This window comes from Ponticoccus litoralis, from assembly GCF_039769985.1.
Taxonomy (GTDB): domain Bacteria; phylum Pseudomonadota; class Alphaproteobacteria; order Rhodobacterales; family Rhodobacteraceae; genus Ponticoccus; species Ponticoccus litoralis.
On record NZ_JBDNCH010000002.1, the window covers coordinates 2,772,851 to 2,797,615 of the forward strand.

Here is a 24,765-nt window from a genome sequence, read left to right on the forward strand (position 1 = left end):
CCCGCAGGGACGGGGCAGAGCCCCCTTATCCCCGCGCCCCGATGGTCACCGTCAGGCCCGGCAGCCCGTCGATGGACACGGTGCAGACGTCGCCGGGCACCAGCGCGCCGACACCGGCGGGGGTGCCGGTCATGATCAGGTCGCCGGGCCGGATCTCGACCGAGCGCGACAGGAAGGCCACCACCTCGGGTACCGACCAGATCATTTCCTTCAGGTCGCCGTCCTGCTTGCGCGAGCCGTTCACCGTCAGGCGGATCGACCCTTCCGACAGGTGCCCCACCGCAGCGACCGGATGCACCGGCCCGATCACCGCCGAACGGTCGAACCCCTTGGCGAAATCCCGGGGACGGCCCATCTGCTTGGCCTCGGCCTGCAGGTCGCGCCGGGTCAGGTCGTTGCCCGCGGCATAGCCCCAGACGTGGTCCAGTGCCTGCGCCTCCGGGATATCGCGCCCAGCCCTGCCGATCACCACCACAAGCTCCGCCTCGTAATGCAGGTCCTCGGTCAGCGGCGGATAGGCCAGCGTCGCCCCGTGATCCACCACCGCGTCGGCGGGCTTGGTGAAGAAGAAGGGCGGCTCGCGGTCCGGGTCCTTGCCCATCTCGCGCGCATGGGCGGCGTAGTTGCGTCCCACGCAGAAGATCCGGCGCACCGGCAGGCGATCCTCGCTGCCCGCCACCGCCACAGAGGCCACCGGGGCCGGTTCAAAAACGAAACTCATCGCGCATCCTTCCCTGCGGGGCACCCGGCCCCTGCTTCTTCTCTGCAAAAATACTCAAATCAACCTGCCTGCAACAGGCCTGACCCTCCAACCCGTCAGAGCCGTAAAGCCACTGCAGCTGCCGGTACCAGTCCTGCGGGGACATGCCCTGCATCACGTGGTTGCGCACGGCGGCCTGCGCGTCGGCGGGGTGATAGATATACTCTCCGATCAGGCGCGAGTTCATCTGCACCCGCGCCGTGCGCAGGGTCCGCATCGCCTGGTAGCGCGCCAGCGCGCCATCCCGGTCCGCCGCGCCGTCGAGGCACTGGGCCAGCGCCACCGCGTCCTCCATGGCCATGCAGGCGCCCTGCGCGAAGTATTGCAGCATCGGGTGCGCCGCATCGCCCAGTAGCACCACGCGCCCGTCGACCCATGTGGACACCGGGTCGCGGTCGCAAAGCACCCAGAGCTTCCAGTTGTCGCCATGCTCGATGATCTGCCGCGCCACGGGGTGGATATGCTCGAAGCCCTGCGCGACCTCTTCGCGCGGCACCGGGCGGCCCGAGATCGCCTCCTGCACGTCGCGGTGATAGGTCACCACCAGGTTGTAGACCTTGCCGCCCTTCAGCGGGTAGTGGACGATGTGGCACTTGGGCCCGGCCCAGAGCGTCGCCGCGTTCCAGCGCAGGTCCTCGGGCATCTGCCCGGTCGGGATGACCGAACGGTAGGTGGTATGGCCCGAGATGCGCGGCTCTCCGTCGCCCAGCATCTGCGCGCGGATCGGCGAGCGCAGCCCCTCCGCCGCCACCAGAAGCGCCCCCTTCAGCGGATCGCGGCCCGACAGATGCAGCGTGACCGCCGCGCCGTCCTGCGCATAGCCCGCGACCCGGTGTTCGGTGCGCAGCTCCACGAGGTCCGAGCGTCGGCATTCCTCCAGCAGAACGCCATGCAGGTCGGCGCGATGCACCACCGCGTAGGGGTTGCCGTAGAAGTCGCGGAAGGGCTGGTCGAGCGGGATCCGGGTGATTTCCTCGGCGGTCCGGGCGTCCATCAGGCGCAGGGCGTCGATATAGACCGCCTTTTCGCGCGCCGCATCCCCCACGCCCAGCCTGTCGAAGCAGTGAAAGGCGTTGGGGCCGATCTGGATGCCCGCGCCGATCTCGCCAAAGGCCTGCGCCTGTTCGACGACCACGCTGCGCAGCCCCTTGCGGGCGAGGGCGCAGGCCGTGGCCAGCCCGCCGATGCCGCCCCCGGCGATCAGGATGGGAAGCTCCGTCAACGCGCGCTCCTCCTTCGCGGGTTGATAATACGTGTACTTACTAATTGCACGGGGTGCCGGGCCATGTCAAGAAGGGCCATGGGTGGCGACACAGACATCGGCATGATGGCGGGGCATGTGATCCGCCGGTTGCACCAGCACTCGGTGCAGGTCTTCGCGGCCCATGCCCGCGCGGCGGGGGTGGACCTGACCCCGGTGCAATTCGCCGCGCTGGACGCGGTGCGGGCCGCGCCCGGCCTCGATCAGGCAAGCATCGCGGCGGCCATCGCCTATGACCGCGCCACCATCGGCGGCGTCATCGACCGGCTACAGGCCAAGGGGCTGTTGTCGCGGAGGGTCAGCGCAACCGACCGCCGCGCCCGCGTGATCCAGCTGACGCCGGAAGGAGAGGCGCTGTTGCAGCGCTTCCGTCCGGTGGTCGAGGGCGCGCAAGACGAGATCCTCGGCGCGCTGGACGGGGAGGAGCGGCAGGCCTTTCTGGCGCTGGCGCGGCGGGCGCTGGGGCAGGGGGGTGACGATGCGTCAGGCGCCGGGTAGCCTGTGCTCCGGGCAGCCACGAGGGGCCGGGAGAAGCCCTGGTCCCGACAGTCGAAAGAGGACCCCATGATCACTGTGGCCATCGCACTCACGTTCGTCGGCGGGACGCTTCTGCTGGCCTGGGTGGTCTACTTCGCCATGCGCCGCATTGCCGGAGACCGGACAACGGACGAGACCCAGACGCTGGCCGGGTCGGTGATCATTCGGGTCGCCTCGCTGCATGGGCTGATCCTCGCGCTGGTCTTTGCGCAGGAGCTGGTGGATTACCATGACCTTCAGGACAACCTCGTGCAGGAGGCCACGGCCATTGCCGATATCTACAATGACATCTGGCGCTACGATCCGCGGGTGGCCGACGCCGTGCAGGCCGACCTGAGGCGCTACACCCATACAGTGATCGAGGACGAGTGGCAGGCGCTGGCCCGCGACCAACGGCTGAGCGGCGAGGGCTGGGCGCTGCGCGAGTCCATTTACCTCGCCGTGCTGGATCTGGAGCCCGCGACCGCGCGGCAGCAATCCCTGCGCAGCCACATGGTGACGCAGGTCCAGCAGATCGCCACCCTGCGGCAGGCGCGCGAGAACACCGCGCTGCACGCGGTCAGCCCGCTTTTCTGGGTGGCGGCGGTGGCGGGGGTCGTGCTGGTGACAGTGCCCTATTTCACCTATGCGCCAAGTGGACTGCATCTCATGCTTCTGAGCGTCTACGGCACATTCAGCGGGCTGGTGATGTTCACGATCTTCGCCTTCGCGGACCCATTCCGGTCCCCGGGTGCGCTGGAACCCGCCCCCTTCGAGCGGCTTCTGGAAACGGAGATCGGCGGGGGCTGACCGTTGGCCGCGGGGGGAGCGCTCCGGCCAGCGCGACAGCGCGGTCGCCCACCGCAAAAGCAAAGGGCGGACCGAGGCCCGCCCTTTTCGTGACAGCCGCAGCCCGTCGTTACCGAACAACCAGCACCGACTGGGTGGCGTGGCGCACCACCCGCGCGGCGTTGGGTCCGACGAGGTAGTCGCGCAGCTCGGGGCTGTGGGCGCCGACGACGATGGCATCGGCCTTCAGCGCATTGGCCATGCGGATGATCTGGTCGTAGATCGTGCCGTGGGTCACATGGACCTGCGGTGCCAGCCCCGCGGGCAGGGCGGTCGCGGCCCATGCGGAGAGGCCCGCCTTGGTCTCTGCCTCCATCGTCTTGACGTGATCCGGTCCGAAGGCCGAGCCCACCACCGCCATGCCCATCTTGGGCAGGACCGTCAGAACATGCAGTTCTGCCCCCTCCGTGGCGGCCAGCTTGCCGCCGTACTCTGCCACCTTGGCCGCGCCTTCCAGGTCGTTGTAGTCGACGGCGAGCAGGATTCTCCTGAACATGCGCTTTCCTCCTCAGAACGCGGGTTGCGTGGCGCGGCGGCGCTGGATCATCACGACGCCCGCCAGAAGCAGCAGCGCCGGGATGAAGAACAGCTCTTTCGGCAGGCGCTCTGCCTCGACCTCGACCAGCGTGATCTCGACCGGGTCGTCGCCGTAGTAGTCGTATTCCAGCCCCAGCGTGTCGAAGAGCGGCGTGCCCGGGAAGGGTTCCTCCAGCAAGAGGCGTCCGTCTTCTTCGAGCACCGTCAGGCCCTGCGCCTCCAGCGCGGCCATGCCGTCGCCGGGCACCGCCGGAACCGTGACCGTCGTGGGCCGTGGTTCGCCGTCGTCGAAGTCCGGGCCGGTGACGTTCAGGCGGATCGGCTCTCCCTCCGGCGCGGTGCCCATCAGCTCGATGGCGGCGGGACCGCTGGCGGTGTCGTAGGGCTCGCTCACCTGGTCCAGCCAGAAGCCGGGCCGGAACAGCGTGAAGGCGATCAGCAGCAGGACGACCGTTTCGTACCATTTCGACTTGGCGATGAAGTAGCCCTGTGTCGCGGCGGCGAAGAGCAACATGGCTATCAGCGCGATGATGAAGACGAAGACCGCCTTGAACAGCCCCACGTCGATCAGCAGCAGGTCGGTGTTGAAGATGAACAGGAAGGGCAGCAGCGCCGTGCGGATGTCATAGGCGAAGCCCTGGATGCCGGTCTTGATCGGGTCGCCCCGGCTGATCGCCGCCGCCGCATAGGCCGCAAGGCCCACCGGTGGCGTGTCGTCCGCCAGGATCCCGAAGTAGAAGACGAACATATGCACGGCGATCAGCGGCACGATCAGCCCCGCCTGCGCGCCGACCGAGATGATCACCGGCGCCATCAGCGAGGAGACGACGATGTAGTTCGCCGTGGTCGGCAGGCCCATCCCGAGGATCAGCGACAGGACCGCGACGAGGAACAGCAGGACCATCAGGTTGCCGCCCGAGATGACCTCGATCACGGTGCCGATGACCTGGTGTGCGCCGGTCAGCGAGATGGTGCCCACGATGATGCCTGCGGCACCCGTCGCGACGCCGATGCCGATCATGTTCCGCGCGCCGAGGATCAGCCCCTGCACGAAGTCCTTCCAGCCCGCCGGGGTCTCTGCCGCGGCGCCTTCGCCCCGGAAGAAGGCCTTGATGGGCCGGTGGGTCAGCGCAATGATGATCATGAAGACCGTGGCCCAGAAGGCCGAGAGCGCGGGCGACAGCCGGTCGAGGTTCTCGGTCCGCACCATCAGGTTCCAGACCAGGATGAAGATCGGGATCGAGAAATACAGCCCGCCGACCAGCGTCGGGGTCAGGCGCGGGGCCACCGGGGCGCCGTCCTCTCCGGTCTGGGTTTCGATCTCGGGATAGCGCGACGAGACCCAGAGCAGGTAGAGATAGAGCGCCGCGACCAGCGCCACGGCGGCATAGATCGAGATCCCCCATGATCGGGTCGAGGATGGCCCGCAGGCCGACCATCAGGAAGGCGAGGATGCCCAGCACGATGAAGCCGGTCAGGAACAGGATCGCGATCATGATCACGCCGATCTTGCGGCCCGGCTTCTCAAGGCCCTTCAGGCCCATCTTCAGGCTTTCGAGGTGCACGATGTAGAGCAGCGCGATGTAGCTGATCACCGCCGGCAGGAAGGCGTGCTTGACCACGTCGATGTAGGGGATGTTGACGTATTCCACCATCAGGAAGGCCGCGGCCCCCATGACCGGCGGCGTCAGCTGACCGTTGGTGGACGAGGCCACCTCGACCGCGCCGGCCTTTTCCGCCGGAAAGCCGATGCGCTTCATCAGCGGAATGGTGAAGGTGCCGGTGGTCACGGTATTGGCGATGGACGAGCCGGAGATCATGCCGGTCATCATCGACGAGAGCACGGATGCCTTGGCCGGGCCGCCCCGCAGCGAGCCCAGCAGCGCGATGGCGACCTGGATGAACCAGTTGCCGCCGCCCGCGCGGTCCAGAAGCGCGCCGAACAGCACGAAGAGGAAGATCATCGCCGTCGAGACACCCAGCGCCACGCCGAAGACGCCCTCGGTCTGCATCCAGTAGTGCCCCAGCGCCTTCGACAGCGAGGCGCCGCCGTAGTTGGTGATATTGCGCGCCCATTCCGAATAGCCGCCGAAGAAGGCGAAGGCGATGAAGGCACAGGCGATGATCACCAGCGGCAGGCCCAGAGAGCGGTAGACCGCGATCATCAGGACAACCATGCCGATGGCCGACATGGTGATGTCGGAGGTGCTCCAGAGGCCGGGGCGGCTGGCGATCTCGAAGCGGAAGACCACGAGGTACAGGCAGGCCGCGACGCCAAGGAACATCAGCACCCAGTCATACAGCGGGATGCGGTCCTTGGGGGCCGAGGCGGTCAGCGGAAAGGCCATGGTGGCCAGCGCGATGGCAAAGGCAAGGTGGATGTAGCGCGCCTGCGCCACGAGGTTGGCGAAGAAGCTGGTCCCGAAGGTGGTCGACAGCATCGAGGGGATCGACGAGGCGATATAGAGCTGGAACAGCGACCAGGCGATGCAGGTGCCGATGATCAGTTGTGCTTGCCACCCGGCGGTCGGGTTGCGCGCGCCGGTATCGGCTTCGGCGACCATGTCGTCGGCTGTTCTGTCGGTCGAAGGCGTATCCACCATCTCCGTCGTCCCCCTGTTATGTCGTTCTCTGCTGCAAGGCTGCGTCGTAAGGGGAAGGGGGGCAAGGGAAAAGTGAATTCGACACCGGGATAGAGGGGGCCGGGACTTGAAATCGGGGTGTCGAATGACCAACGCGGGGGCCGGGATGACCCGCCGAAGAGGCGGCGGGGCGGCGTCGCGGCGGTTTCGGCCTCGGGCGGGGCCCTGCCTGCGCCGATACATTTCGCGCCATCCTTGCACCTTGCCGGTGCGGCGGGCCGCTTCTGCGCCGCCGATGCCCTCTGGTTCGATCCGTGGGGCGGGGGTGTCCCGCCGCACCGTCGGCCGGCTGCGGCGTATCGCCCAGAGAGAGACGGGCGCCTGACGGCAAGAAAAACGGCGGCAGGTTGCCCTGCCGCCGTCTGTCACGCTCTCGGGTGAGAGGCGCTTATTCCATCAGGCCCAGTTCCTTGTAGGCCTTTTCCGCACCGGGGTGCAGCGGGGCCGACAGGCCGTCCTTGACCATTTCCTCGGGCTTGAGCTCGGCGAAGGCCGGGTGCAGCTGCTGGAAGTCCGAGATGTTTTCCATCACGGCCTTGGCCACGACGTAAACGGTGTCCTCGGGAACCGAGGCAGAGGTCACGAAGGTCGCGCCGACGCCGAAGGTCGTGGTGTCCTCGTCGTTGCCCTCGTACATGCCGCCGGGGATGGTGGCGACGCGGTAGTAGGGATTGTCCGCGACCAGCGCGTCGATGGGCTCGCCGACGACGTCGATCAGCTTCACGTCACAGGTTGTGGTGGCTTCCTGGATGGCGGCGGCAGGGTGACCCACGGTGTAGATCATCGCGTCGATGTTGCCGTCGCACAGCTGCTGCGCCATTTCCGAACCCTTGTACTCGGTCGCGAGCGCAAGGTCGTCCATGCCGATGCCGAAGGCTTCCATGACGACTTCCATCGTGGCGCGCTGGCCGGAACCGGGGTTGCCCACGTTCACGCGCTTGCCGGCAAGATCCTCGAACTTCTCGACGCCTGCATCGGCACGGGCCAGCAGGGTGAAGGGCTCGGGGTGGACCGAGAAGACGGCGCGCAGGTCGGGGAAGGCCGCATCGCCTTCGAACTGCGAGGAGCCGTTGTAGGCGTGGTACTGCCAGTCCGACTGCGCGACGCCGAATTCCAGCTCGCCCGCCTTGATGGTGTTGATGTTGTAGACCGAACCGCCGGTCGACTCGACGGCGCAGCGGATGCCGTGCTCTTTGCGGTCCTTGTTCACCAGGCGGCAGATCGCGCCGCCGGTCGGGTAGTAGACGCCCGTGACGCCGCCGGTGCCGATCGAGATGAACTCTTGCGCCTGTGCGGCGCCGCCGAAGGCGAGGCCCGCAACCGCGGCAAAGCCGAGTACCGTATGTTTCATGGTGGTGCTCCCTGGTTATACGCTTGCTCCGCGACCCCTCGGGGTCGCCCGGGACCCTCGGCCCCACGAACGTCCACAGTAGAAGCCAAGGATCGCCTCGCTTGCAACCCGAAAAGGGCAAACGAGCCGCGAGGCAGGTCCCTGTCCGGAGGGTGCGCGCCCCTGCGCCCCGCCTGTCCCATGGGTGCGCTTATCGATCTGACAAGTCAGGCAAAGCCTGCCCGGAGGGGGCGGGCGGTCCTGTTCGGGGCAGGGCGATTTGCCTGCCCCCGAGGCGATCCCTGCCCGGCGTGGGCCAGGTTCAGGGCGCAGGCCGCTTCCCGGCGGACCCGGCAGGGAGGGGCGGGCCGGGGTGGCGGGCCGGGGGCTCAGGCCCTGACCCGCGCGCCTGCGGGGATCGTCCGGGGCGCCGCGTTCAATGCGTCGATGGCAAAGCCCGCGGCGCGCTTGTAATCGGCCATGAAGGTCGCGCGCTCGTCTGCCGGGATCACCGTGTCGATGTCCTCGAAGGTGCCGCCGCAGCGCTCGTGCACCATGTTCAGCAAGCCGAAGGGACCGGCGCCCCGATTGCGCAGCACCAGTTGCGAGACCGGGCCGCAGAGGCCTGCGTCGAAGGCGGCCAGCGCGTCGGGCGAAACCCCCTGTTCCAGCAGGCAGACCCCGAGCGTGCGGGCGTCGATCACCGCCTGGCTCGCGCCGTTTGACCCGGTCGGGTACATCGCATGGGCCGCGTCGCCCATCAGCGCCACCGGCCCGTCGACCCATGTGGGCACCGGATCGCGGTCGATCATCGGGTTCTCATAGGCCACCTCGGCGCCGCGCAATAGCGCGGGCACGTCCAGCCAGTCATAGCGGAAGCCGTCGAAGTGATGCGCGAAGCTGTCGACCGAGACCGGGCGGAACCAGCCGGTTTCCTGCCATGCCTCGCTGTCGTCCAGCGTCCGTTCCGCGATCCAGTTGATCAGCGCCTCGCCATTCTCGTCCGGCGGCGAGATGGGGTAGATCACCATCCGGTGCCGATGCGTGCCAAGTCCGACGAAGCTGGACCCGGTGCGGATCGGTTTCGCCCGTGTCACGCCGCGCCACATGAGCGCGCCGCCCCAGTGGATCGGCGGCTGGCCCGGGTGCATCTGGGCGCGCAGGGCGGAATGAATGCCCTCGCCCGAGATCAGCAGCGCGGCGCGATCCTGAAACGGCCCGTCGGCGTGCTCGAAGAAGGCGGTGACGGTGCCGTCCGCCTCCTTGCGATAGCCGGTGACCCGCGAACCGGTCTTCACTGCCTCGGGGCCCGCGCGCTCCAGCAGGGTGCGGTAGAGCAGCATGTGGAAGGCGCCCCGGTGCACCGCGTATTGCGGCCACATATACCCCGCCTCCAGCCCGCGCGGCTCGGCATAGATGTCGCGCCCGTTCAGCCCCACCAGCGCCCATTCGCGCGCGGGCAGCCCGACGCCGTCCAGCGCCTCCGGCCCCAGTCCCATGTCGGACAATTCGCGCACGGCGTTGGGTTGCAGGTTGATGCCCACACCCAGCGGTTTCAGGTCGCGCACCGCCTCGTAGAGGGTGAAGGGCACGCCGATCTCGTGCAGGGTCAGCGCCACCGCCAGCCCGCCGATGCCGCCGCCGGCGATGATCACCCGGTTCCCGGTCATGGTTCGTCACTCCGTCCGTGTTCGTGGGCGTTGGTTTTCCGGCCCGCAGGTCCGTCGCCATGGACGTCAATGCCATGGCGCGTTGCCTCTTACATTCCCGGGAGACGCCGCGCGTTTTCCTTCAGGATCAGCGGGCGCACCTCGTCGCGGATCTCCAGCTCCTCGAAATCCGACAGCCAGCGGTCCGGCGTGATCGCGGGCCAGTCCGAGCCGAAGAGCATCTTCTTCTTCAGGATCGTATTGGCGTATTGCACGAAGATCGGCGGGAAGTATTTCGGCGACCACCCGGACATGTCGATGTAGACGTTGGGCTTGTGCTGGGCGACCATCAGCCCCTCTTCCGTCCACGGGAACGACGGGTGCGCAAGGATGATCGGCGTGTCGGGGAAATCCACCGCCACATCGTCGACATGCACCGGGTTGGAATACTTCAGCCGCATCCCCATGCCGCCGCGCATGCCCGATCCGACGCCGGTCTGCCCGGTGTGGAACAGCATGATCGCGCCTTCCTCGGCAATCGCCTCGTACATCGGGTAGGCCCAGCGTTCGTTGGGATAGAAGCCCTGCATCGTGGGGTGGAACTTGAAGCCCTTCACGCCGAACTCGCGCACCAGCCGCCGCGCCTCGCGGGCGCCCGCCTTGCCCTTGGCCGGATCGATCGAGGCGAAGGGCACGAGGATATCGTCGTTCTCGGCGGCGATCTCGGCCACCTCCTCGTTGGAGTAGCGGCGGAACCCGGTCTCGCGCTCGGCATCGACGGGGAAGATCACCGCGCCGATCTTGCGCTCGCGGAAGTATTCGGCGGTCTGCTGGACCGAGGGCAGCATCCCCGAGGCCCCCGCCGGGTTGCGGAAATACTTGGCCATGGCCGCACTGGAAGTCGTCATAGCCGTCGTCGCGCGGCCCGCAGCAGGGTTCTTCGGCGTGGGTGTGGATGTCGAAGGCGACAAGCTCGTCGAAATTCAGGGGCATGGGATGTCCTTTCTCAGGGCTCGGCGTCGAGCCGCAGGTAGCGTTGCAGCAGGCCGCGCAGGGTGGCGGCATCCTCGGGCGTCATGCCGGAGCCGCTGCGCGCCTCATGCGCCAGCAGCGGGCCACGCACCGCCCGCACGCGCCCGGCGCCCGCCTCGGTCAGCCACAGTTCGACCGACCGGCGGTCGCTGTCGGGCACGGTGCGGCGCACCAGCCCGGCCTCTTCGAAGGCCTGCACCATCTTCGTCATATGCGCGCGCTTGATCATCAGCGCGCGCGCCAGCAGGCCCTGCCGGATGCCCGGGTTCTCGGCGATCAGCAAGAGCACGGTCATCTCTCCGGGGCGCAGGCCAAGGGCCTCGAACCCGTCGTAGAAATCCTGAAAGGCCTGCAATTGCGCGATGCGCAGCAGGAACCCAAGGCTGTCGGACAGCGGACCAAGGCGCACCCCGTCCTCCGTCCGCATGTCGGGCGTGTCGGAAGAGACAGGCGTGTCAGGCATCGGGGGCCTTCACCTTCTCGGCCCGCTTTTCAAGGAAATCGCGCAGGCGCTCCTGTGCCTCGGGGGTCATGGTCGCCAGCGAGGCCACCATGCTTTCGGCAAAGAGCCCGTCCTCGGAGGACATGTCGGCGATCCGGGGCAGGGCGTTGATCACGGCGTAATTGGTGAACTCGGCATTCTGCGCCATGCGGGCGGCGATCTCGATGCCCCGCTCCAGCGCTTTGCCCGGCTCGACCACGTAAGAGACACCGCCCCAGCGCTCCATCTCGGTGGCCGAGACGGACCGGCCCGTCAGCATCATGTCCCCCATGCGCGCCGGCCCGATCAGGCGGGCGATGCGCACCGACCCGCCGCCGCCCACGAAGATGCCGCGCTGGCCCTCGGGCAGGGCGAAGAAGGCGCCCTCCTCGGCGACGCGGATATGGGTCGAGGCGGCCAGTTCAAAGCCGCCGCCCACCGCCGCGCCACTGATGGCGCTGACGAAGGGGATGCGCCCGCGTTCGATGCTGTCGAAGGCGGAATGCCAGCGCCGCGACCCCAGCACCGCCTCGAAAAGCGGCTTCTGCGAATGCTCCGACAGGTCGAGCCCGGCGCAGAAGTGCTTGCCATGGCCGTGGATCACCCCGGCCTCGGCCTCGCGCGTGGCGCGGGCGACGGCCTCTGCGATGGCCTCGACAAAGCGGTCAGAGATGGCGTTGCGCTTGTCGGGGCGGTTCAGGCCCAGAATGGCAACCTCGCCACGCAGCTCGTAGCGGACCAGATCCGAGGCGTCGGACATGGCGTTCTCCTCCCTGAAACACCCCGGACGGGCGTCATTTAGTTTCCTGGTAGACAATATGCGCGATTCGGGACCAAGGTAAAGCGCCCTGACCGGGGCCGCGCGGGGGAGGGCGCCGGCATGGATATGGACTTCATCGCAGAGCTTTTGACCGTGACGCCGGGCTGGCAGGCACAGGCCGAGGCCGCCCGCCTGTGGTGCGCCATGGCCCCGGCGCAGCTGGCCCGGGCCGAGGCGCCGGTCGCCCGGGCCCTGCAGGGCTGACCAAAAGCCCCGTCACCGCGCCGCCCGGCCCGGCCACCATGGCCCGAAGGCGGATGGCCCCCGGATATCGCCCGGACCGCCTTCCATCTTCTCTGGTCTTCCAAATACCTCTGCGCGCGGGGGCCCGGGGCGCGGTGCCTGCGGGGCGCGCGCCGGTCGCAGGGCGCCCCGGGGGCAAGGCCTCAGATGGCGCCGCCCTCGACCATGAAATTCCCCGCCGTGCACATCGCCGCATCGTCCGAGGCGAGAAACAGCACCATGCGTGCCAGGTAGACCGGTTCCAGCGGCACCGGCAGGCACTGCCGGGCGAGGTTCGCCTCCATCGCCTCGGGGGTCACCCACAGCTCTTTCTGGCGCTCGGTCATGACCCAGCCGGGCACCACCGTGTTCACCCGGATGCCATGCGGGCCCAGATCGCGCGCCATGCCCCGGGTCAGCCCGTGCACCGCGGCCTTGGCGGTGGTGTAGGCGGGCATATTGCCCATGGCCTGCCACCAGGAACTCGACCCCATGTTGATGATCGAGCCCTTGCCCTTTTCGATCATCCCCGGCGCCACCGCCTGTATCGCGAAGAAGGCGTGGCGCAGGTTCGTCGCCTGCCGCTCGTCCCAATACTCGGGCGTGACCTCGCGCCAGTCGTGGCGGTCGTCGCGCGCCGCGTTGTTGACGAGGACATCCGCGGCGCCCAGCCGCTCGATGAGCCGGGAAAAGGCGCTTCGAAGCGCCTTCACGTCCCGCAGGTCGCAGGGTTCGAAATCCACCGCGCCCGCTGTGTCCGCCACCAGCGCCCGGGCCGTGTCCTCGTCGAAATCGACAAAGCCGGTGCGGGCGCCCTGCGCGGCGAAGGCCCTGACGATCTCGGCGCCGATGCCCGAGGCGCCGCCGGTGATGAGCACCGTCCGCCCTTCCAGGCTGGGATACTGTGCGAATTGCATGGTCATCGGTGATCCTCCGTCCCGGCCCCCTTGGCCTCTTTGGCCCCCGCGGCACTGAACGCCGGGCGCGCGGGCTTGTCAAACCCGGGCAGCCTGCGCGGGAAACCGGGCCTTTCCCGCGCCATCCCACGCTCGGGCCCACGCCCGGGCGGTCGGGACGCGCCCTGCTGGCCGGGGCCCGCCGGTGCAGGCTTCCCGCCGAAGTCGTGACGCGTGGGGCGCCAGCGCAAGGCACCCGAGGCGAGGCGCGTCAGGCCTCGCGCCGCTTCGCAGGATCGGTGGGCGCGGCATCGGCGGCGGTGTCCACGGCGGACCAGCCTTGCGGCCCGTGCCGCCAATGCGCCCGGTCCAGTTCGGTGAAGCGGTCCGGGGCCTCGGGGCGCGTGCCCATGGTTACCACCATCAGCCGCTTGCCGTCGAAGTCGAGCAGGTTGAAGGTGTTGCGCTGATCGTGGCGCAGCCGGGTCGACAGGCCGGTGCCGGCCTCGACAAACAGCAGGTCCGGCGCGGCGCGGAAGGGCCGGGCCGAGGCGCGGTGCAGGTGCCCCGAGAGGACAAGGTTGGCGCCATAGTCGGACAGGACCTCCAGCGCCTGTGTCGCCCCGCGCATCAGCCGCTTGTCGGTCTCTGGCCCGTGCTCCAGCGGGTGGTGCAGCACCGCGATCCGCAAGGCTTGCGGCGCATCCGCCAGACGCGTCGACAGCCGCGCCAGCCTTGTCCGCCCGACCTTGCCGCGCTGCCACGAAAAGCGGTTCACCGTGTTCACGCCGGCCACGATCATCTGGTCGTCGCGGAACTCGGGCTCCAGATCGCGGCAGATGTGCTTGCGGTAGCGGTAGAAGGGCCAGAGGAAGCGCACGAAGACATTGTCGAGCGGGATGTCGTGGTTGCCGGGCACCGAAAGCACCGGCCCGGGCAGCTGGTCGATCAGGGCACGGGCCTTGCGGAACTGGTTGTGCCGGGCGCGCTGGGTCAGGTCGCCCGAGATCACCGTCAGGTCGGGCGCCAGCTCAGAGACCGCCGCGACCAGCGGGGCGGTCAGCGACTGGTCGACGCGGTCAGAAGTGCAGGTCGGAAAGGTGAACAAGGCGGGTCACGCGTCCTCCGTGTCGGGTTCGGGAATGAGGATGTTCAGCATCCGGTCGGACATGCGGAAATCGAAGGGCGGCCCGGCCAGGGATTTCTCGCCGTCATAGGCCACCAGCGCCCGGGACTTGCGCATGTCCACGGTCAGGCTGCGCGCGGCGATGAAATCGTAGTCGCGCCCCTCGACGGCGGTCCGGGTGACCATGCGCAGGGCGGTGCGGAACAGGTCGGCGCGGGTGTCGCCCCGGCCCACCAGCACCGCAAAGCTGTCGTCGCTGATGGCCTCGGCGCCGCTCAGGCCGAAGCGCTCCAGCTGGAAGGCCGAGCGCGAGACGAACAGCAGCGGTGTGCGCCGGGCCTGCAGGCTGCCGTCCGCCTCGAGGGCCAGATGCATGGGGCGCTGGAAACGCAGGAAGGTCTTGGCCACGGACCAATGCGCCATGATGCGGTGGCGGCCATAACGCGCGTAGACCGACTCGCGCTGCTTCAGGATCGCCGGGTAGATGCCGAGGCTGGCGTTGTTCAGGAAGAGCTTGCCGTTCACCATGCCGACCCGGATGCGGTGCCGGCGCGCGCGCATCAGCGCGGCGGCGGCTTCTCCGGCCTCTTCCGGCAGGCCAAGGCCGCGCGCGAAATAGTTGAAGGTGCCAAGGGGCAGGGCGGCGAAGGTGGTGCCGGTGTCGAGCGCGGCCTGTGCCACGGCCATGGCGGTGCCGTCGCCCCCGGCAGAGACGACGGTCTGCGCGCCCTCGCGGATCGCCGTCTCGACCAGCCTGCGCATCGAGCCGTCGGGATCCTTGCCGGGGGTCCAGCTGTAGCGCCGGGCACGCTCTGCCCCGAAGGCCTTCATTGCGCGCCCGATCGCGGCATTGTCGCGGGCATTGGTGCCGGACTTGCGGTTGGCGATGACCGCGATGCGGCCAAGGTCGGGCGACGACGCGGGGGCCGCCGGGGCGGCGGTAAGGTCTGGGCTTTGCAGCATCTCTGTGTCCCTCTTCGCAGCGACAACGCCGCGCCCGCGGGGATGGTTGCAGTCAGTCACCCCGGTTTCATGTGATTGTCGGGGCCGCTCCGCAAGGCGGGCGCGCAGGCGCGGCCCGTGCCATTGCCCCCGAGGGCCTGCAAGCCCCGCTGTGCGGGTGCTCCGGCAAGCCGACAGGCCCGGGCCGCCGCCTCTGTCTGGGTTGGTCAACCGGAACGGAGCGTGCAGTGAGGACGGGAGGGCGAAAGTCGACACCTGCGCCGTGCAGGACGGAATCCTGCAACGCGGACCTGCCTGCCGTTGCTTTCTTTTACAAACCTCGGGAAATCAGGTAGGGAGATCGGCGAATATTGTTGTCACGGGAAGCAGATAGCCATGCCAATGCCCTGGACATACCGGCACGCATCCAGAGAGTGGCGCGCTTTCCTTGACGACGTGAAAGACCGCATGTGCCTTGAGTCTGACAACATGGCTTACACGGCGGTCGATGCCGTCCTGCAGGTGTTCCGGCGTCGTTTGACCGCCCGGGAAGGCCTGGAATTCGCCAGCGTTCTGCCAAGTGTGCTGCGAGCAATTTTTATTCACAACTGGGATGTTACCGCGCCTCGCGCGACTTTTGACGACCGCGAGAAACTGGTTGCCGAGGTCAAAAAGATCCGTGTGAACCACAACCTGACGCCGGATAACGCGATTGAGGCGACGGCCTGGGCGGTTCGGCGCTGCACCAACGGCAGAGACTTCGAGCGCGTGCTGGCGGGACTTCCGGAAGAGGCGCGGGATTTCTGGCATGTCGATGTGGCTGATCCTGCCGAGCTGGAGCAAAGGATCGTCTAGCTGGGGGGCAGCAGCGCGCCTTTCGGGCGCGACGCCGACCTGTGTCGCAATCCGCCGGTATCAGGTCACGCGTGCAGGCGGCGAGGGACATGAAGAACCCCGTCCGTCCTGCCTGCGCTTTCTGGCTGGGCTGGGCACCGACCGGCGCTTTGCGGGCGCGCCTGTTCCCACCCGCAAAGGCAAAACGCGCGAGCCGCGAGGCCCGCGCGTCGGTGTCTTTGGGGGAAGCGGCGCTCAGGCCACGTTCTTCAGCGACTGGTTCGGGGTCACGCCAAGCGCGAAGCAGACGTCGCGGGTCAGTTCCGGGCGGTTCAGCGTGTAGAAATGCAGCTTGTCCACGCCGCCCTCGATCAGCTCCGAGCAAAGCTCTGTGCAGAGCGCGGTGGCCAGCAGGTCCTGACGGTCGTCGCGCTCGGCCTTCTCGAAGGCCTCGATGACCCATGCGGGGATCCCGGTGCCGCAGCCCTCGGCAAAGCGGCGCGCGCCCTTCCAGTTCTCGATCGGCAGGATGCCCGGCGTCACATATTGGTCGATGCCCGCCTTGGCGCAGGCGTCGCGGAAGCGGAAGAAGGTGTCCGCCTCGAAGAAGAACTGCGTCAGCGCCTCGGTGGCGCCGGCGTCCAGCTTGCGCTTCAGCCAGTCGATGTCGGCGCCCGCGTTCGCGGCCTCGGGGTGGGTGTCGGGGTAGGCGCCGACGCGGATGGTGAAATCGCCGGTCCCGGCCAGTGCCTCGATCAGCTCGACAGAGTTGGCGAAGCCGCCCGGGTGCTGGCGGAACCCGTCCGAGCCCTTGGGCGGATCGCCCCGCAGCGCCACGATGTCGGTCACGCCGACCTTGGCAAAGCTCTGCGCGATCTCCAGCGTCTCTTCGCGGGTGGCGTCGACGCAGGTCAGATGCGCGGCGGTGCGCAGGCCGGAATGCTTGTGGATCGTGGCCACCACGTCGCGGGTCAGGTCGCGGGTCGTGCCGCCCGCGCCGTAGGTCACCGACACGAAGCGCGGCGCCAGCGGGGCCAGCACCTGCACGCTGTCCCAAAGGCGGAACGTGCCCTCGATGTTCTTGGGCGGGAAGAATTCGAGCGAGATCTCGGGGCGGGTCATCTGGGTCATCCTCTAAGCGTTGACCGCTTGTCGCACGCGGACCTTTGTGAGACAAACTCATAGTTTTCAAGTTCAACATGAGCCGGATATGCATATAGAGTTCCGTCACCTGCGGACCATCAAGGCCATCCACGAGGCCGGGGGGCTGGCCCGCGCCGCCGATCAGCTGAACATCACGCAGTCGGCCTTGTCCCATCAGATCAAGGGGTTGGAGGATCAGGCGGGGGTCGAGCTCTTTGTCCGCCGCTCCAAGCCGATGAAGCTTTCCGCCGCCGGTCTGCGGCTGCTGCGGCTGGCAGAGCAGGTGCTGCCGCAGGTCGAGGCGCTTCAGGACGAATTCGCGGGTCTGCGGGCGGGCAACGCCGGGCGGCTGCACATCGCCATCGAGTGCCACGCCTGTTTCGAATGGCTGTTCCCGGTTCTCGAATCGTTCCGCAAGGCCTTCGGCGATGTCGATGTCGACATCCGCCCCGGTCTGGCCTTCGACGCGCTGCCCGCGCTGATGAAGGAAGAGGTCGACGTGGTGATCTCCTCCGATCCCGAAGACCTCGGTGGCGTCACCTTCGTGCCGCTCTTCGACTACAACCCGGTCTTCGTGGCCTCGTCCCAGCATCCTCTGGCGGCGAAACCCTTCATCGAGGCGCAGGATTTCCGCGGCGAGACGCTGATCACCTATCCGGTCGAGCGGTCGCGGCTGGACATCTTCAGCCAGCTGCTGACCCCGGCCAAGGTGGAACCGGCGTCGATCCGGCAGGTGGAACTGACGGCGGTGATCCTGCTGCTGGTGGCCTCGAACCGCGGCATCGCGGTGCTGCCCGACTGGGTGGTGCGCGAGGTCAAGTACAACTCGGACTATGTCACGCGCCCGCTGACGGAACAGGGCATCACCCGCAGGCTATACGCGGCGGTGCGGACCGAGGACCTGGAAAAGCCCTACATGCAAAAGCTCATCGCGCTGGCCGGGCAGGAGGCAGGCAAGCTGCAAAGCGCCTGATCCATGCTCAACGACACCGGTCAGCGGCCTGGGACAGGGCCAGCGCCCGAGGGTCCGCGTAGGTCCAGCCTTTGATGCGGGGTGTGTCCTGCGCCATGATCTGCACGGCCTTCTGCGCAAAGCAGCCGCAGTCCACGCCCGGCAGGGTGGCGCGGCAATAAGAAAGCTCGTCCAGCACGGTCCGGCCCTGCGCATCCTTCCGGCCCAAAGGCGCCTCATAGGCGGTCAGCGGCGGCAGGAACTGCACCGCGCCGACGGCGGCGCCGGATGCGGCGAGAATGGCAAGGGCAGTGGCGGTTTCGCTGGGCATGACGGCGGCCTCCTTGACAGGCGCCATCCTACTCCGACCGGCCTCCGTGCCGGAGCGCGAAGTGCAAAACAGGTTAACCGCGCGCCTGACCCGGGGATCCCCGGGTCGGCCCGCACGGTTCCGGGCGATCTGGCCCGGCCCCTCCGAGACACTGCCCGACATGGCCCGATACAGGCCCCGCAGGCGGCGGGGGCCGGTCGCGGGACAGGGTGTCGGTTCAGAGGGTCTTCAGGTCAGAGGCCATCTGGCGGCCATCGCGGCCTTCGCGCAGCTCGTAGCTGACCTTCTGGTTGTCGGCGAGGCCGGTCAGGCCGGACCGCTCGACTGCCGAGATATGGACGAAGACGTCCTTGCCGCCCTCATCTGGCGCGATGAAGCCGTATCCCTTGGTGGTATTGAACCATTTCACGGTGCCGTTCGGCATTGTTCCCGTGCTCCTTTCCAGTCCTGCATTCGGCCCCTCAGCGCCGGGGCCACCGTGACACATCCGAGGGCCGGTGCCATGGTGGCGGCCCCGCAGGGCGACACCTTATGCCGAACTTCGAAGGTCTCGAAAAAAACATGAAGCCCCTGCAGGAAAAAGCAAGCCCCGTGCTTTCGTATTTCATTCCCGCGACGCATATTTGCGGTACGGATGAAGAAGAAGAGGGCGAGTTTCCCATGCAGCTATACGGATTGCGGACCTGCGACACCTGCCGGAAGGCCTTGAAGGCCCTGCCAGGTGCCACGCTGGTCGATGTGCGCGAAGAGGGGCTGCCCGATGCGGTCCGCGACCGCGCGCTGGCCAGCTTCGGCGCGCGCCCGGTGAACACCCGCTCCACCACCTGGCGCGGCCTGTCCGAGGCAGAGCGCGCGGCCCCGCCCGAGACCCTGCTGGCCAGCCACCCGGCGCTGATGAAGCGGCCCTTGATCGTCGATGGCGACGCCATGTGGCTGGGCTGGGACAAGGCGGTGCAGGCAGAGCTTGCGGGCTGAAACAGGGCGCCCCGGCGGCGCGGCCCCTCAGGCGGCGGGCTGGGGGGCGCGCCGCTCCAGTCCCAGCGCGCGATCCAGCGACAGCGCCCCGGCGCCCTTGAAGACCAGCGTTGCCAGCAGCAGCCCCCAGAACAGGCGCTGGTCCAGGATGACCCCGTCCGGCGCCCGGTCGAACCAGGCCCCCAGCGTCGCCGCATGGGCCAGCCCGCCGTGACCGTAGAGGTCGGTCAGGCTCTGCACCGCGACGAACCCGATCATGCCAAGCGCGGCCAGCCGCGTCAGCAGGCCGGCGAGGATCAGCAGCGGCAGCAGGAACTCCGCCCAGGTGCCCAGCACCACCACCGCCCAGTGCCAGAGGCCAAGCGCCTCGCTGTTGTAGCCCACCGCCTCGAACTGGCGCGGGAAGATCTGCGCATAGGCGCCGCTGGAGGGCCGCAGAAAGCCGAGGATTCCCTCGCCCAGCTTGGTGGCGGCAGAGGCCCAGAAATACCCCGCGAGGCTTGCGGCGAAGATCAGGCGCGCCAGAAGCGGCAGCGCTTCGTCCCCGGCGCGGGACAGGGCGGCAGAAAGCCGCGCCAGCGCGGCCTTGAGGCGGTCAGTCATCGGGGCAGGCATGGGGGTGATCCTCCGGCGCGAGGGTAAGGGCAGAGAGCGCGCCGCCTGACAGAAGCAGCGAGAGGAGCGGACCGGGATCGCTGTACCCGGCATGGCCGAAGGCGGCGCCCAGCGATTCGCCCCGCATCAGCGCGGCGGCAACCTCGGCGCCGCCCGGCGGCAGGGCATGGGGCACCGGGTCAAAGCCGGGACGGCAGACAAGGACATCCTCGGCGACAGGCTTCGGCGCGGGCGTTCCTGGCGTCATCGCGTAGCGGTACAGCGACAGCACCGGCCAGCGCGACCGCAGCAGGCGCGTGGCCGGTGCGACGGTGACGCGGGCCTGCGCCAGCGCCGCCTCGTCCAGCCCGGCAAGGGCGGCGGCATCCAGCCGGGGCGCATCGGCGGCGTGGTAGCTTTGCCGCAAGGCAAGCTCCAGCCGCGCCACCTCCCCAAGATAGCCAAGAGGCGCCAGCCGGGGTTCCGCCTCCGAGGAAGGCCGGGAAACCGCTGCCATAGACCATCATGCGCGGCGAGCGGGGCGGCGACCGGCGCAGGAAGGCCACGGCGACCATGGCGAAATTCTCGGGCCCAAGCAGCACTGGCCACCGCCGGAAAACCCGCTTCCAGCGCCTCGCGCAGCGAGACCGCGACATTGTTGCGATAGATCGCATAGCGCCGTTCCGCCGCGCGGCCCGCGGCATCGCGCAGCCCCCGGGCACCGGCTGCGCCGGATCCAGAAGCCCGCGGTAAAACCTGTCCTGCGAGACGATCATGCGCGCAGCCCGCCCGTCTTCTTTGGTCCGGAAAATACCTCGGGGGTGAGGCCGCAGGCCGAGGGGGCAGCGCCCCCGGCCTTGGCCGCCGCCCGCGCCGGGGCCCGACCGGCCCGCGCCGCCTCTGCCTCCAGCACCGGCCAGTCGGGCACGTCTGTGTCCCATTCGATCAGCACCGGGCGCGGCCCCACCCGGTCGAGCACCCGGTCCAGCAGCGTCCAGACCGGATCGGCCACGGCCCGCCCGTGGCTGTCGATCAGCAGCGGCGCGCCGTGCTCGTCGCTGTCCTCGTCATGGCCGCCCAGATGGATTTCGCCCACGGCCTCCAGGGCGAAGGCGTCCAGGTAGGCCTCTGCCGACAGCCCCAGGTTCACCGCCGAGACAAAGACGTTGTTCAGGTCCAGCAGCAGCCCGCAGCCGCTGCGCCGGGCGATCTCGGCAAGGAAGGCGGGTTCCTCCCATGTGCTTTCGGCGAAGGCCAGGTAGGAGGACGGGTTTTCCAGCAGCATCTGCCGACCCAGCGCCTCCTGCACGCGCCCGATGTGGTCGCAGACCCGGGTCAGGGTGGCATCGGTATAGGGCAGGGGCAGAAGGTCGTTCAGGAAGGCGCCGTCATGGGTCGACCATGCCAGATGTTCCGAAAAGCGGGCGGGCTTCAGCCAGCCGGTCAGATGCGCCAGCCGCGCTAGGTGGTCGCGATCCAGCGGCGCCGCGCCGCCGATCGACAGGCCCACGCCATGGACCGAGACGGGAAAGCGTTCCGCCGGGGCGCGCAGCTGCGCCAGCGGGCGGCCGCCGTCGCCCATGTAGTTCTCGGCGTGGATCTCCAGCCAGCCGACCGCGCCGGGCGCGTCGAGCAGGGCGGCGAAATGCTGCGGCTTGTAGCCGACCCCGGGCAGGGGCGGCAGGTCGCGGAGGGTGTCGAACATGGGCGGGGTCCTTTGACCGGGAAAGCGCGGCGGTGCGGGCGGGGCGGTGCGGGCACGAACACGGCGGTCTGGCACCGCACCGGGACGGGGGCGAAAGGGCGCGGGGGCCCCTCCGCCCCTGCCGGTCATGCGTTGGGCAGGTCGCGGTCCAGCGCCTCGAGCGCGCCCATCCGGGCCGAGCCGTCCGCCATGTCCGGCAGCTCGATCTCGGCGCAGGTGCCGGCCTCGACCAGCGTCCAGGCGTTGCCCTGGTAATCGACGGTCGAGGTGCCCGCGCAGGTGGTGCCGGGACCGGCGGCGCAGTCGTTTTCCCCGGCGAGGCTGACGCCGAAGCACTTCTCCTGTTCCATCGCCTGGGCGCCGGTGGCCGAGAGCGCGGCGGCGACAGCCCCGACGAGGGCGGCGGTCTTGATCGTTGCGGACATGGAATTTCCTTTCGGTTGAGCGGTTGGAACCTCTTGGCCCCAAGGCATCGCCCCGGGGATGACCCAAGGCTGCCCTGACGCAGGGTCAGCAACCATTCACGGCCCCGTGGATCACGCGGCTGTCAGCCCACCGGACCGTTCCGTGAGGCTTTGCAGGTGCAGAAAGTCAGCCTTTTCAAGGCGCAGCGGCGGGGCGGCGAAACATTCGCGGGCCAATGCCGACCTTCCAGCGCTGGAATGTTGCAGTCGCGGGGCCGGGCAAAGGCGGCAAGACAGGCCGCCTCACGTCCCGCGTCAGAAATGTTACGGGCGCCAAGGGGCGTGATCCAGGCAGGGGCGGGCCGGGACGCGGCCCCGGCCCTTGCCAGTCCCGGAGGCCCGGCAAAGCTGTCACGGCAGCACGGCAGCACGGCAGCACGGCAGCACGGCAGCACGGCAGCACGGCAGCACGGCAGCACGGCAGCAGGGGGCAGGGCAGGAAAAAGCCCGCCCCGCGGCGATGCGGGGCGGGCTCTGTTCTGGCGGGCCTCGGTGTCCCGGGCATTCGCCTCGGCTGGTCCCGATCCGGTTACCCGGATCAGAGCCGCGTCAGTCCTTGCGCAGGTCCGGCGGCGTCGCCTCGACGGCCACCGCGCGCAGGAAGTCCTCTAGACCCTGCATGCTGGTCTGCTTCTCGCCAAGGCGGCGGACAGAGACGGTGCGCTCTTCGACCTCGCGGTGACCCACGGCGAGGATCACCGGCACCTTGCCCACCGAATGCTCGCGGACCTTGTAGTTGATCTTCTCGTTGCGGATATCCAGTTCGGCCCGGACACCGGCAGCCTGAAGGGCCTGCACGATCTCTTCGGCATAGGCGTCCGCCTCCGAGGTGATCGTCGCCACGACAACCTGACGTGGCGCCAGCCAGAACGGCAGCTTGCCCGCGTGTTCCTCGATCAGGATGCCGATGAAGCGCTCGAAGGAGCCCAGCGTCGCGCGGTGCAGCATGAAGGGCCGCGTCTTGTCGCCGTTGGGGGCGATATAGGTGGCCCCCAGCCGCTCGGGCAGGTTCGGATCGACCTGGAAGGTGCCGCACTGCCAGACCCGGCCGATGGCATCGGTCAGGTAGAAGTCCAGCTTCGGCCCGTAGAAGGCACCGTCGCCCGGTTCCAGCGTGTAGGTGCGGCCCGTCTTGCGGATCGCCTCTTCCAGCGCGTTCTCGACGTAGTCCCACGACTCTTCGGTGCCGACGCGCTTTTCAGGGCGCGTGGCGAACTTGATCTCGAAGGTCGGGAAGCCAAGCTCGCGATAGATATCGGCGAGGAACTCGATGAACCGCGCGCATTCGTCCTCGATCTGCGCTTCGGTGCAGAAGATATGCGCGTCGTCCTGCGTGAAGCCGCGCACCCGCATGATCCCGTGCAGCGCGCCCGAGGGCTCGAACCGCGAGCAGGATCCGAACTCGGCCAGCCGCAGCGGCAGGTCGCGGTAGGACTTCAGGCCCTGGTTGAAGACCTGAACGTGGCAGGGGCAGTTCATCGGCTTCAGCGCGTTGATGCGGGTCTGCGCCTTGTCCTTCACATCCGCGTCGTCGTTTTCGCCGTCGCGGCTTTCATCCACCTCGACGAGGAACATGTGGTGCTGGTACTTGTCCCAGTGGCCCGAGGCCTCCCACAGCTTGCGGTCCACGACCTGCGGCGTGTTGATCTCGCGGTAGCCGCCGGCGCGCTGCTTGCGGCGCATGTAGTCCTGCAGCTGCGTGTAGATCGTCCAGCCGTTGGGGTGCCAGAAGACCTGACCGGGCGCCTCTTCCTGCATGTGGAACAGGTCCATCTCGCGGCCCAGCTTGCGGTGGTCGCGCTTGGCGGCCTCTTCCAGCATGTTCAGGTGCTTGCGCAGGTCTTCCTTGTTCTTGAAGGCGACGCCGTAGATCCGTTGCAGCATCTGGCGCTTGCTGTCGCCGCGCCAGTAGGCGCCCGCGACCGACATCAGCTTGAAGGCATCGCCGGGCACCTGCCCGGTGTGCTGAAGGTGCGGACCCCGGCAGAGATCCTGCCAGTCGCCGTGCCAGTACATGCGCAGCGGCTCGTCGCCGGGGATGCTTTCGATCAGCTCGACCTTGTAGGGTTCGCCGCGCTCTTCGTAGTACTTCACCGCCACGTCACGCGCCCAGACCTCGGTCCGGACGGGGTCGCGCTTGTTGATGATCTCTTTCATCTTCTTTTCGATGGCGCCGAGATCTTCGGGGGTGAAGGGTTCTGCCCGGTCGAAGTCGTAGTACCAGCCGTGCTCGATGACCGGGCCGATGGTGACCTTCACGTCGGGCCAGATCTCCTGCACGGCGCGCGCCATGATATGCGCGAGGTCGTGGCGGATAAGCTCCAGCGCCGCGCCGTCCTCGGCCAGCGTGTTGATCGCGATCGAGGCGTCGGCCTCCAGCGGCCATTGCAGGTCGAAATGCGCGCCGTCGACGGTGGCGGAGATCGCCTTCTTGCCGAGCGACTTGGAGATGCTCTCGGCGACCGCGGCGGGCGTGGTGCCCTTGTCGAAATCGCGCTTCGAGCCATCTGGGAATGTCAGGGAAATCTGGGCCATCGGCCTCAACTCCTCGTCGGTTTGGCGCCCACGGAACGCCCGGTTGCGGGTTATTGTGTGTGGGCGCGTTTTGACCCCCGGGGGGCGGGCTGTCAACGGGGTAACGGCGGCGGGGCGGCCATGGGCGCCGCCGGAAACCGATCCGCGCGCGTCCCGGGGCCGTATGACC

At 68.3% G+C, this 24,765-nt stretch carries 24 protein-coding genes and 4 pseudogenes; 6 read left to right on the forward strand and 22 right to left on the reverse strand.

The window, feature by feature from the left end; all coding sequences use genetic code 11:
- Positions 1-25 precede the first annotated feature (25 nt).
- Positions 26-721, reverse strand: coding sequence for a fumarylacetoacetate hydrolase family protein (locus ABFB10_RS14800; protein WP_347167081.1), 696 nt, complete (start codon positions 719-721; stop codon positions 26-28).
- Entirely contained in the window at positions 705-1,982 is a 1,278-nt protein-coding gene (locus ABFB10_RS14805) for a 3-hydroxybenzoate 6-monooxygenase (RefSeq protein ID WP_347167082.1), read from the reverse strand. The genes ABFB10_RS14800 and ABFB10_RS14805 overlap by 17 nt, the downstream gene beginning before the upstream one ends.
- Before the next feature lie 78 nt (positions 1,983-2,060).
- On the opposite strand from ABFB10_RS14805, the gene ABFB10_RS14810 reads away from it, so the two are divergent.
- Together ABFB10_RS14810 and ABFB10_RS14815 are read left to right on the forward strand one after the other, a co-directional pair.
- Positions 2,061-2,519 carry a MarR family winged helix-turn-helix transcriptional regulator gene (locus ABFB10_RS14810; protein ID WP_347167083.1) on the forward strand — a complete coding sequence of 153 codons (459 nt, stop codon included), beginning with the start codon at positions 2,061-2,063 and terminating at the stop codon, positions 2,517-2,519.
- A gap of 66 nt (positions 2,520-2,585) precedes the next feature.
- Positions 2,586-3,347, forward strand: coding sequence for a bestrophin-like domain (locus ABFB10_RS14815; RefSeq protein WP_347167084.1), 762 nt, complete (start codon positions 2,586-2,588; stop codon positions 3,345-3,347).
- 109 nt (positions 3,348-3,456) lie between these two features.
- Here ABFB10_RS14815 and ABFB10_RS14820 read toward each other — a convergent pair whose 3' ends face one another.
- The 7 genes and pseudogenes from ABFB10_RS14820 to ABFB10_RS14850 all read right to left on the reverse strand — a co-directional run bounded on the left by ABFB10_RS14820 (position 3,457) and on the right by ABFB10_RS14850 (position 11,817).
- Complete coding sequence (locus tag ABFB10_RS14820; RefSeq protein ID WP_347167085.1) at positions 3,457-3,882, reverse strand: universal stress protein; 426 nt, start codon at positions 3,880-3,882, stop codon at positions 3,457-3,459.
- Between the two features lie 12 nt (positions 3,883-3,894).
- Positions 3,895-6,526 (reverse strand): annotated as a pseudogene (locus ABFB10_RS14825) (TRAP transporter permease).
- Between the two features lie 427 nt (positions 6,527-6,953).
- Positions 6,954-7,916, reverse strand: coding sequence for a TAXI family TRAP transporter solute-binding subunit (locus ABFB10_RS14830; protein WP_347167086.1), 963 nt, complete (start codon positions 7,914-7,916; stop codon positions 6,954-6,956).
- A 368-nt stretch (positions 7,917-8,284) separates the two neighbouring features.
- A complete protein-coding gene (locus ABFB10_RS14835) occupies positions 8,285-9,565 on the reverse strand; it encodes a flavin-dependent oxidoreductase (RefSeq protein ID WP_347167087.1) in 1,281 nt (426 codons plus the stop codon).
- An 89-nt stretch (positions 9,566-9,654) separates the two neighbouring features.
- Positions 9,655-10,537 (reverse strand): annotated as a pseudogene (locus ABFB10_RS14840) (amidohydrolase family protein).
- Positions 10,538-10,550: 13 nt separating this feature from the next.
- Complete coding sequence (locus ABFB10_RS14845; protein ID WP_347167088.1) at positions 10,551-11,039, reverse strand: MarR family winged helix-turn-helix transcriptional regulator; 489 nt, start codon at positions 11,037-11,039, stop codon at positions 10,551-10,553.
- On the reverse strand, positions 11,032-11,817 hold the full coding sequence (locus ABFB10_RS14850) for a crotonase/enoyl-CoA hydratase family protein (protein ID WP_347167089.1): 786 nt from the start codon (positions 11,815-11,817) through the stop codon (positions 11,032-11,034). Before ABFB10_RS14850 ends, ABFB10_RS14845 begins: the two co-directional genes overlap by 8 nt.
- Before the next feature lie 120 nt (positions 11,818-11,937).
- Here ABFB10_RS14850 and ABFB10_RS14855 point away from each other — a divergent pair, with 120 nt between their 5' ends.
- The gene (locus ABFB10_RS14855; RefSeq protein ID WP_347167090.1) at positions 11,938-12,081 is read left to right on the forward strand and encodes a hypothetical protein; all 144 of its coding nucleotides are present in this window, start codon (positions 11,938-11,940) and stop codon (positions 12,079-12,081) included.
- Between the two features lie 182 nt (positions 12,082-12,263).
- On the opposite strand, the gene ABFB10_RS14860 is transcribed toward ABFB10_RS14855, so the two are convergent.
- From ABFB10_RS14860 to ABFB10_RS14870, 3 genes are all read right to left on the reverse strand, one after another.
- Positions 12,264-13,022 carry an SDR family NAD(P)-dependent oxidoreductase gene (locus ABFB10_RS14860; RefSeq protein ID WP_347167091.1) on the reverse strand — a complete coding sequence of 253 codons (759 nt, stop codon included), beginning with the start codon at positions 13,020-13,022 and terminating at the stop codon, positions 12,264-12,266.
- Positions 13,023-13,266: 244 nt separating this feature from the next.
- Entirely contained in the window at positions 13,267-14,103 is an 837-nt protein-coding gene (locus ABFB10_RS14865; protein ID WP_347167092.1) for a metallophosphoesterase family protein, read from the reverse strand.
- A gap of 6 nt (positions 14,104-14,109) precedes the next feature.
- Positions 14,110-15,084 carry a diacylglycerol/lipid kinase family protein gene (locus tag ABFB10_RS14870; protein WP_347167093.1) on the reverse strand — a complete coding sequence of 325 codons (975 nt, stop codon included), beginning with the start codon at positions 15,082-15,084 and terminating at the stop codon, positions 14,110-14,112.
- Between the two features lie 381 nt (positions 15,085-15,465).
- Between ABFB10_RS14870 and ABFB10_RS14875 the strand changes: the two genes are divergently transcribed.
- Positions 15,466-15,918 (forward strand): DUF2267 domain-containing protein, encoded by a 453-nt coding sequence (locus tag ABFB10_RS14875; RefSeq protein ID WP_347167094.1) that lies wholly within the window; start codon positions 15,466-15,468, stop codon positions 15,916-15,918.
- Between the two features lie 234 nt (positions 15,919-16,152).
- Here ABFB10_RS14875 and metF read toward each other — a convergent pair whose 3' ends face one another.
- A complete protein-coding gene (gene metF, locus ABFB10_RS14880) occupies positions 16,153-17,019 on the reverse strand; it encodes a methylenetetrahydrofolate reductase [NAD(P)H] (RefSeq protein ID WP_347167095.1) in 867 nt (288 codons plus the stop codon).
- An 88-nt stretch (positions 17,020-17,107) separates the two neighbouring features.
- On the opposite strand from metF, the gene ABFB10_RS14885 reads away from it, so the two are divergent.
- On the forward strand, positions 17,108-18,013 hold the full coding sequence (locus ABFB10_RS14885; RefSeq protein WP_347167096.1) for a LysR family transcriptional regulator: 906 nt from the start codon (positions 17,108-17,110) through the stop codon (positions 18,011-18,013).
- Between the two features lie 7 nt (positions 18,014-18,020).
- Here ABFB10_RS14885 and ABFB10_RS14890 read toward each other — a convergent pair whose 3' ends face one another.
- Positions 18,021-18,323 (reverse strand): hypothetical protein, encoded by a 303-nt coding sequence (locus tag ABFB10_RS14890; protein ID WP_347167097.1) that lies wholly within the window; start codon positions 18,321-18,323, stop codon positions 18,021-18,023.
- 217 nt (positions 18,324-18,540) lie between these two features.
- A complete protein-coding gene (locus tag ABFB10_RS14895) occupies positions 18,541-18,747 on the reverse strand; it encodes a cold-shock protein (protein WP_023852138.1) in 207 nt (68 codons plus the stop codon).
- Positions 18,748-18,983: 236 nt separating this feature from the next.
- On the opposite strand from ABFB10_RS14895, the gene ABFB10_RS14900 reads away from it, so the two are divergent.
- The gene (locus ABFB10_RS14900; RefSeq protein WP_347168031.1) at positions 18,984-19,298 is read left to right on the forward strand and encodes an arsenate reductase family protein; all 315 of its coding nucleotides are present in this window, start codon (positions 18,984-18,986) and stop codon (positions 19,296-19,298) included.
- A gap of 27 nt (positions 19,299-19,325) precedes the next feature.
- On the opposite strand, the gene ABFB10_RS14905 is transcribed toward ABFB10_RS14900, so the two are convergent.
- The 7 genes and pseudogenes from ABFB10_RS14905 to thrS all read right to left on the reverse strand — a co-directional run bounded on the left by ABFB10_RS14905 (position 19,326) and on the right by thrS (position 24,596).
- On the reverse strand, positions 19,326-19,913 hold the full coding sequence (locus ABFB10_RS14905; protein ID WP_347167098.1) for a DoxX family membrane protein: 588 nt from the start codon (positions 19,911-19,913) through the stop codon (positions 19,326-19,328).
- A complete protein-coding gene (locus tag ABFB10_RS14910) occupies positions 19,894-20,409 on the reverse strand; it encodes a hypothetical protein (RefSeq protein WP_347167099.1) in 516 nt (171 codons plus the stop codon). The genes ABFB10_RS14905 and ABFB10_RS14910 overlap by 20 nt, the downstream gene beginning before the upstream one ends.
- Before the next feature lie 34 nt (positions 20,410-20,443).
- Positions 20,444-20,596 (reverse strand): annotated as a pseudogene (locus ABFB10_RS24190) (hypothetical protein); the annotation flags it as partial.
- Positions 20,529-20,738 (reverse strand): annotated as a pseudogene (locus tag ABFB10_RS14915) (hypothetical protein); the annotation flags it as partial. The pseudogenes ABFB10_RS24190 and ABFB10_RS14915, both read right to left, overlap by 68 nt.
- Positions 20,665-21,597 (reverse strand): MNIO family bufferin maturase, encoded by a 933-nt coding sequence (bufB, locus tag ABFB10_RS14920; RefSeq protein WP_347167100.1) that lies wholly within the window; start codon positions 21,595-21,597, stop codon positions 20,665-20,667. The pseudogene ABFB10_RS14915 and the gene bufB, both read right to left, overlap by 74 nt.
- 125 nt (positions 21,598-21,722) lie before the next feature.
- On the reverse strand, positions 21,723-22,022 hold the full coding sequence (locus tag ABFB10_RS14925) for a BufA1 family periplasmic bufferin-type metallophore (RefSeq protein WP_206563280.1): 300 nt from the start codon (positions 22,020-22,022) through the stop codon (positions 21,723-21,725).
- A gap of 588 nt (positions 22,023-22,610) precedes the next feature.
- Entirely contained in the window at positions 22,611-24,596 is a 1,986-nt protein-coding gene (gene thrS, locus ABFB10_RS14930) for a threonine--tRNA ligase (RefSeq protein ID WP_347167101.1), read from the reverse strand.
- Positions 24,597-24,765 lie beyond the last annotated feature (169 nt).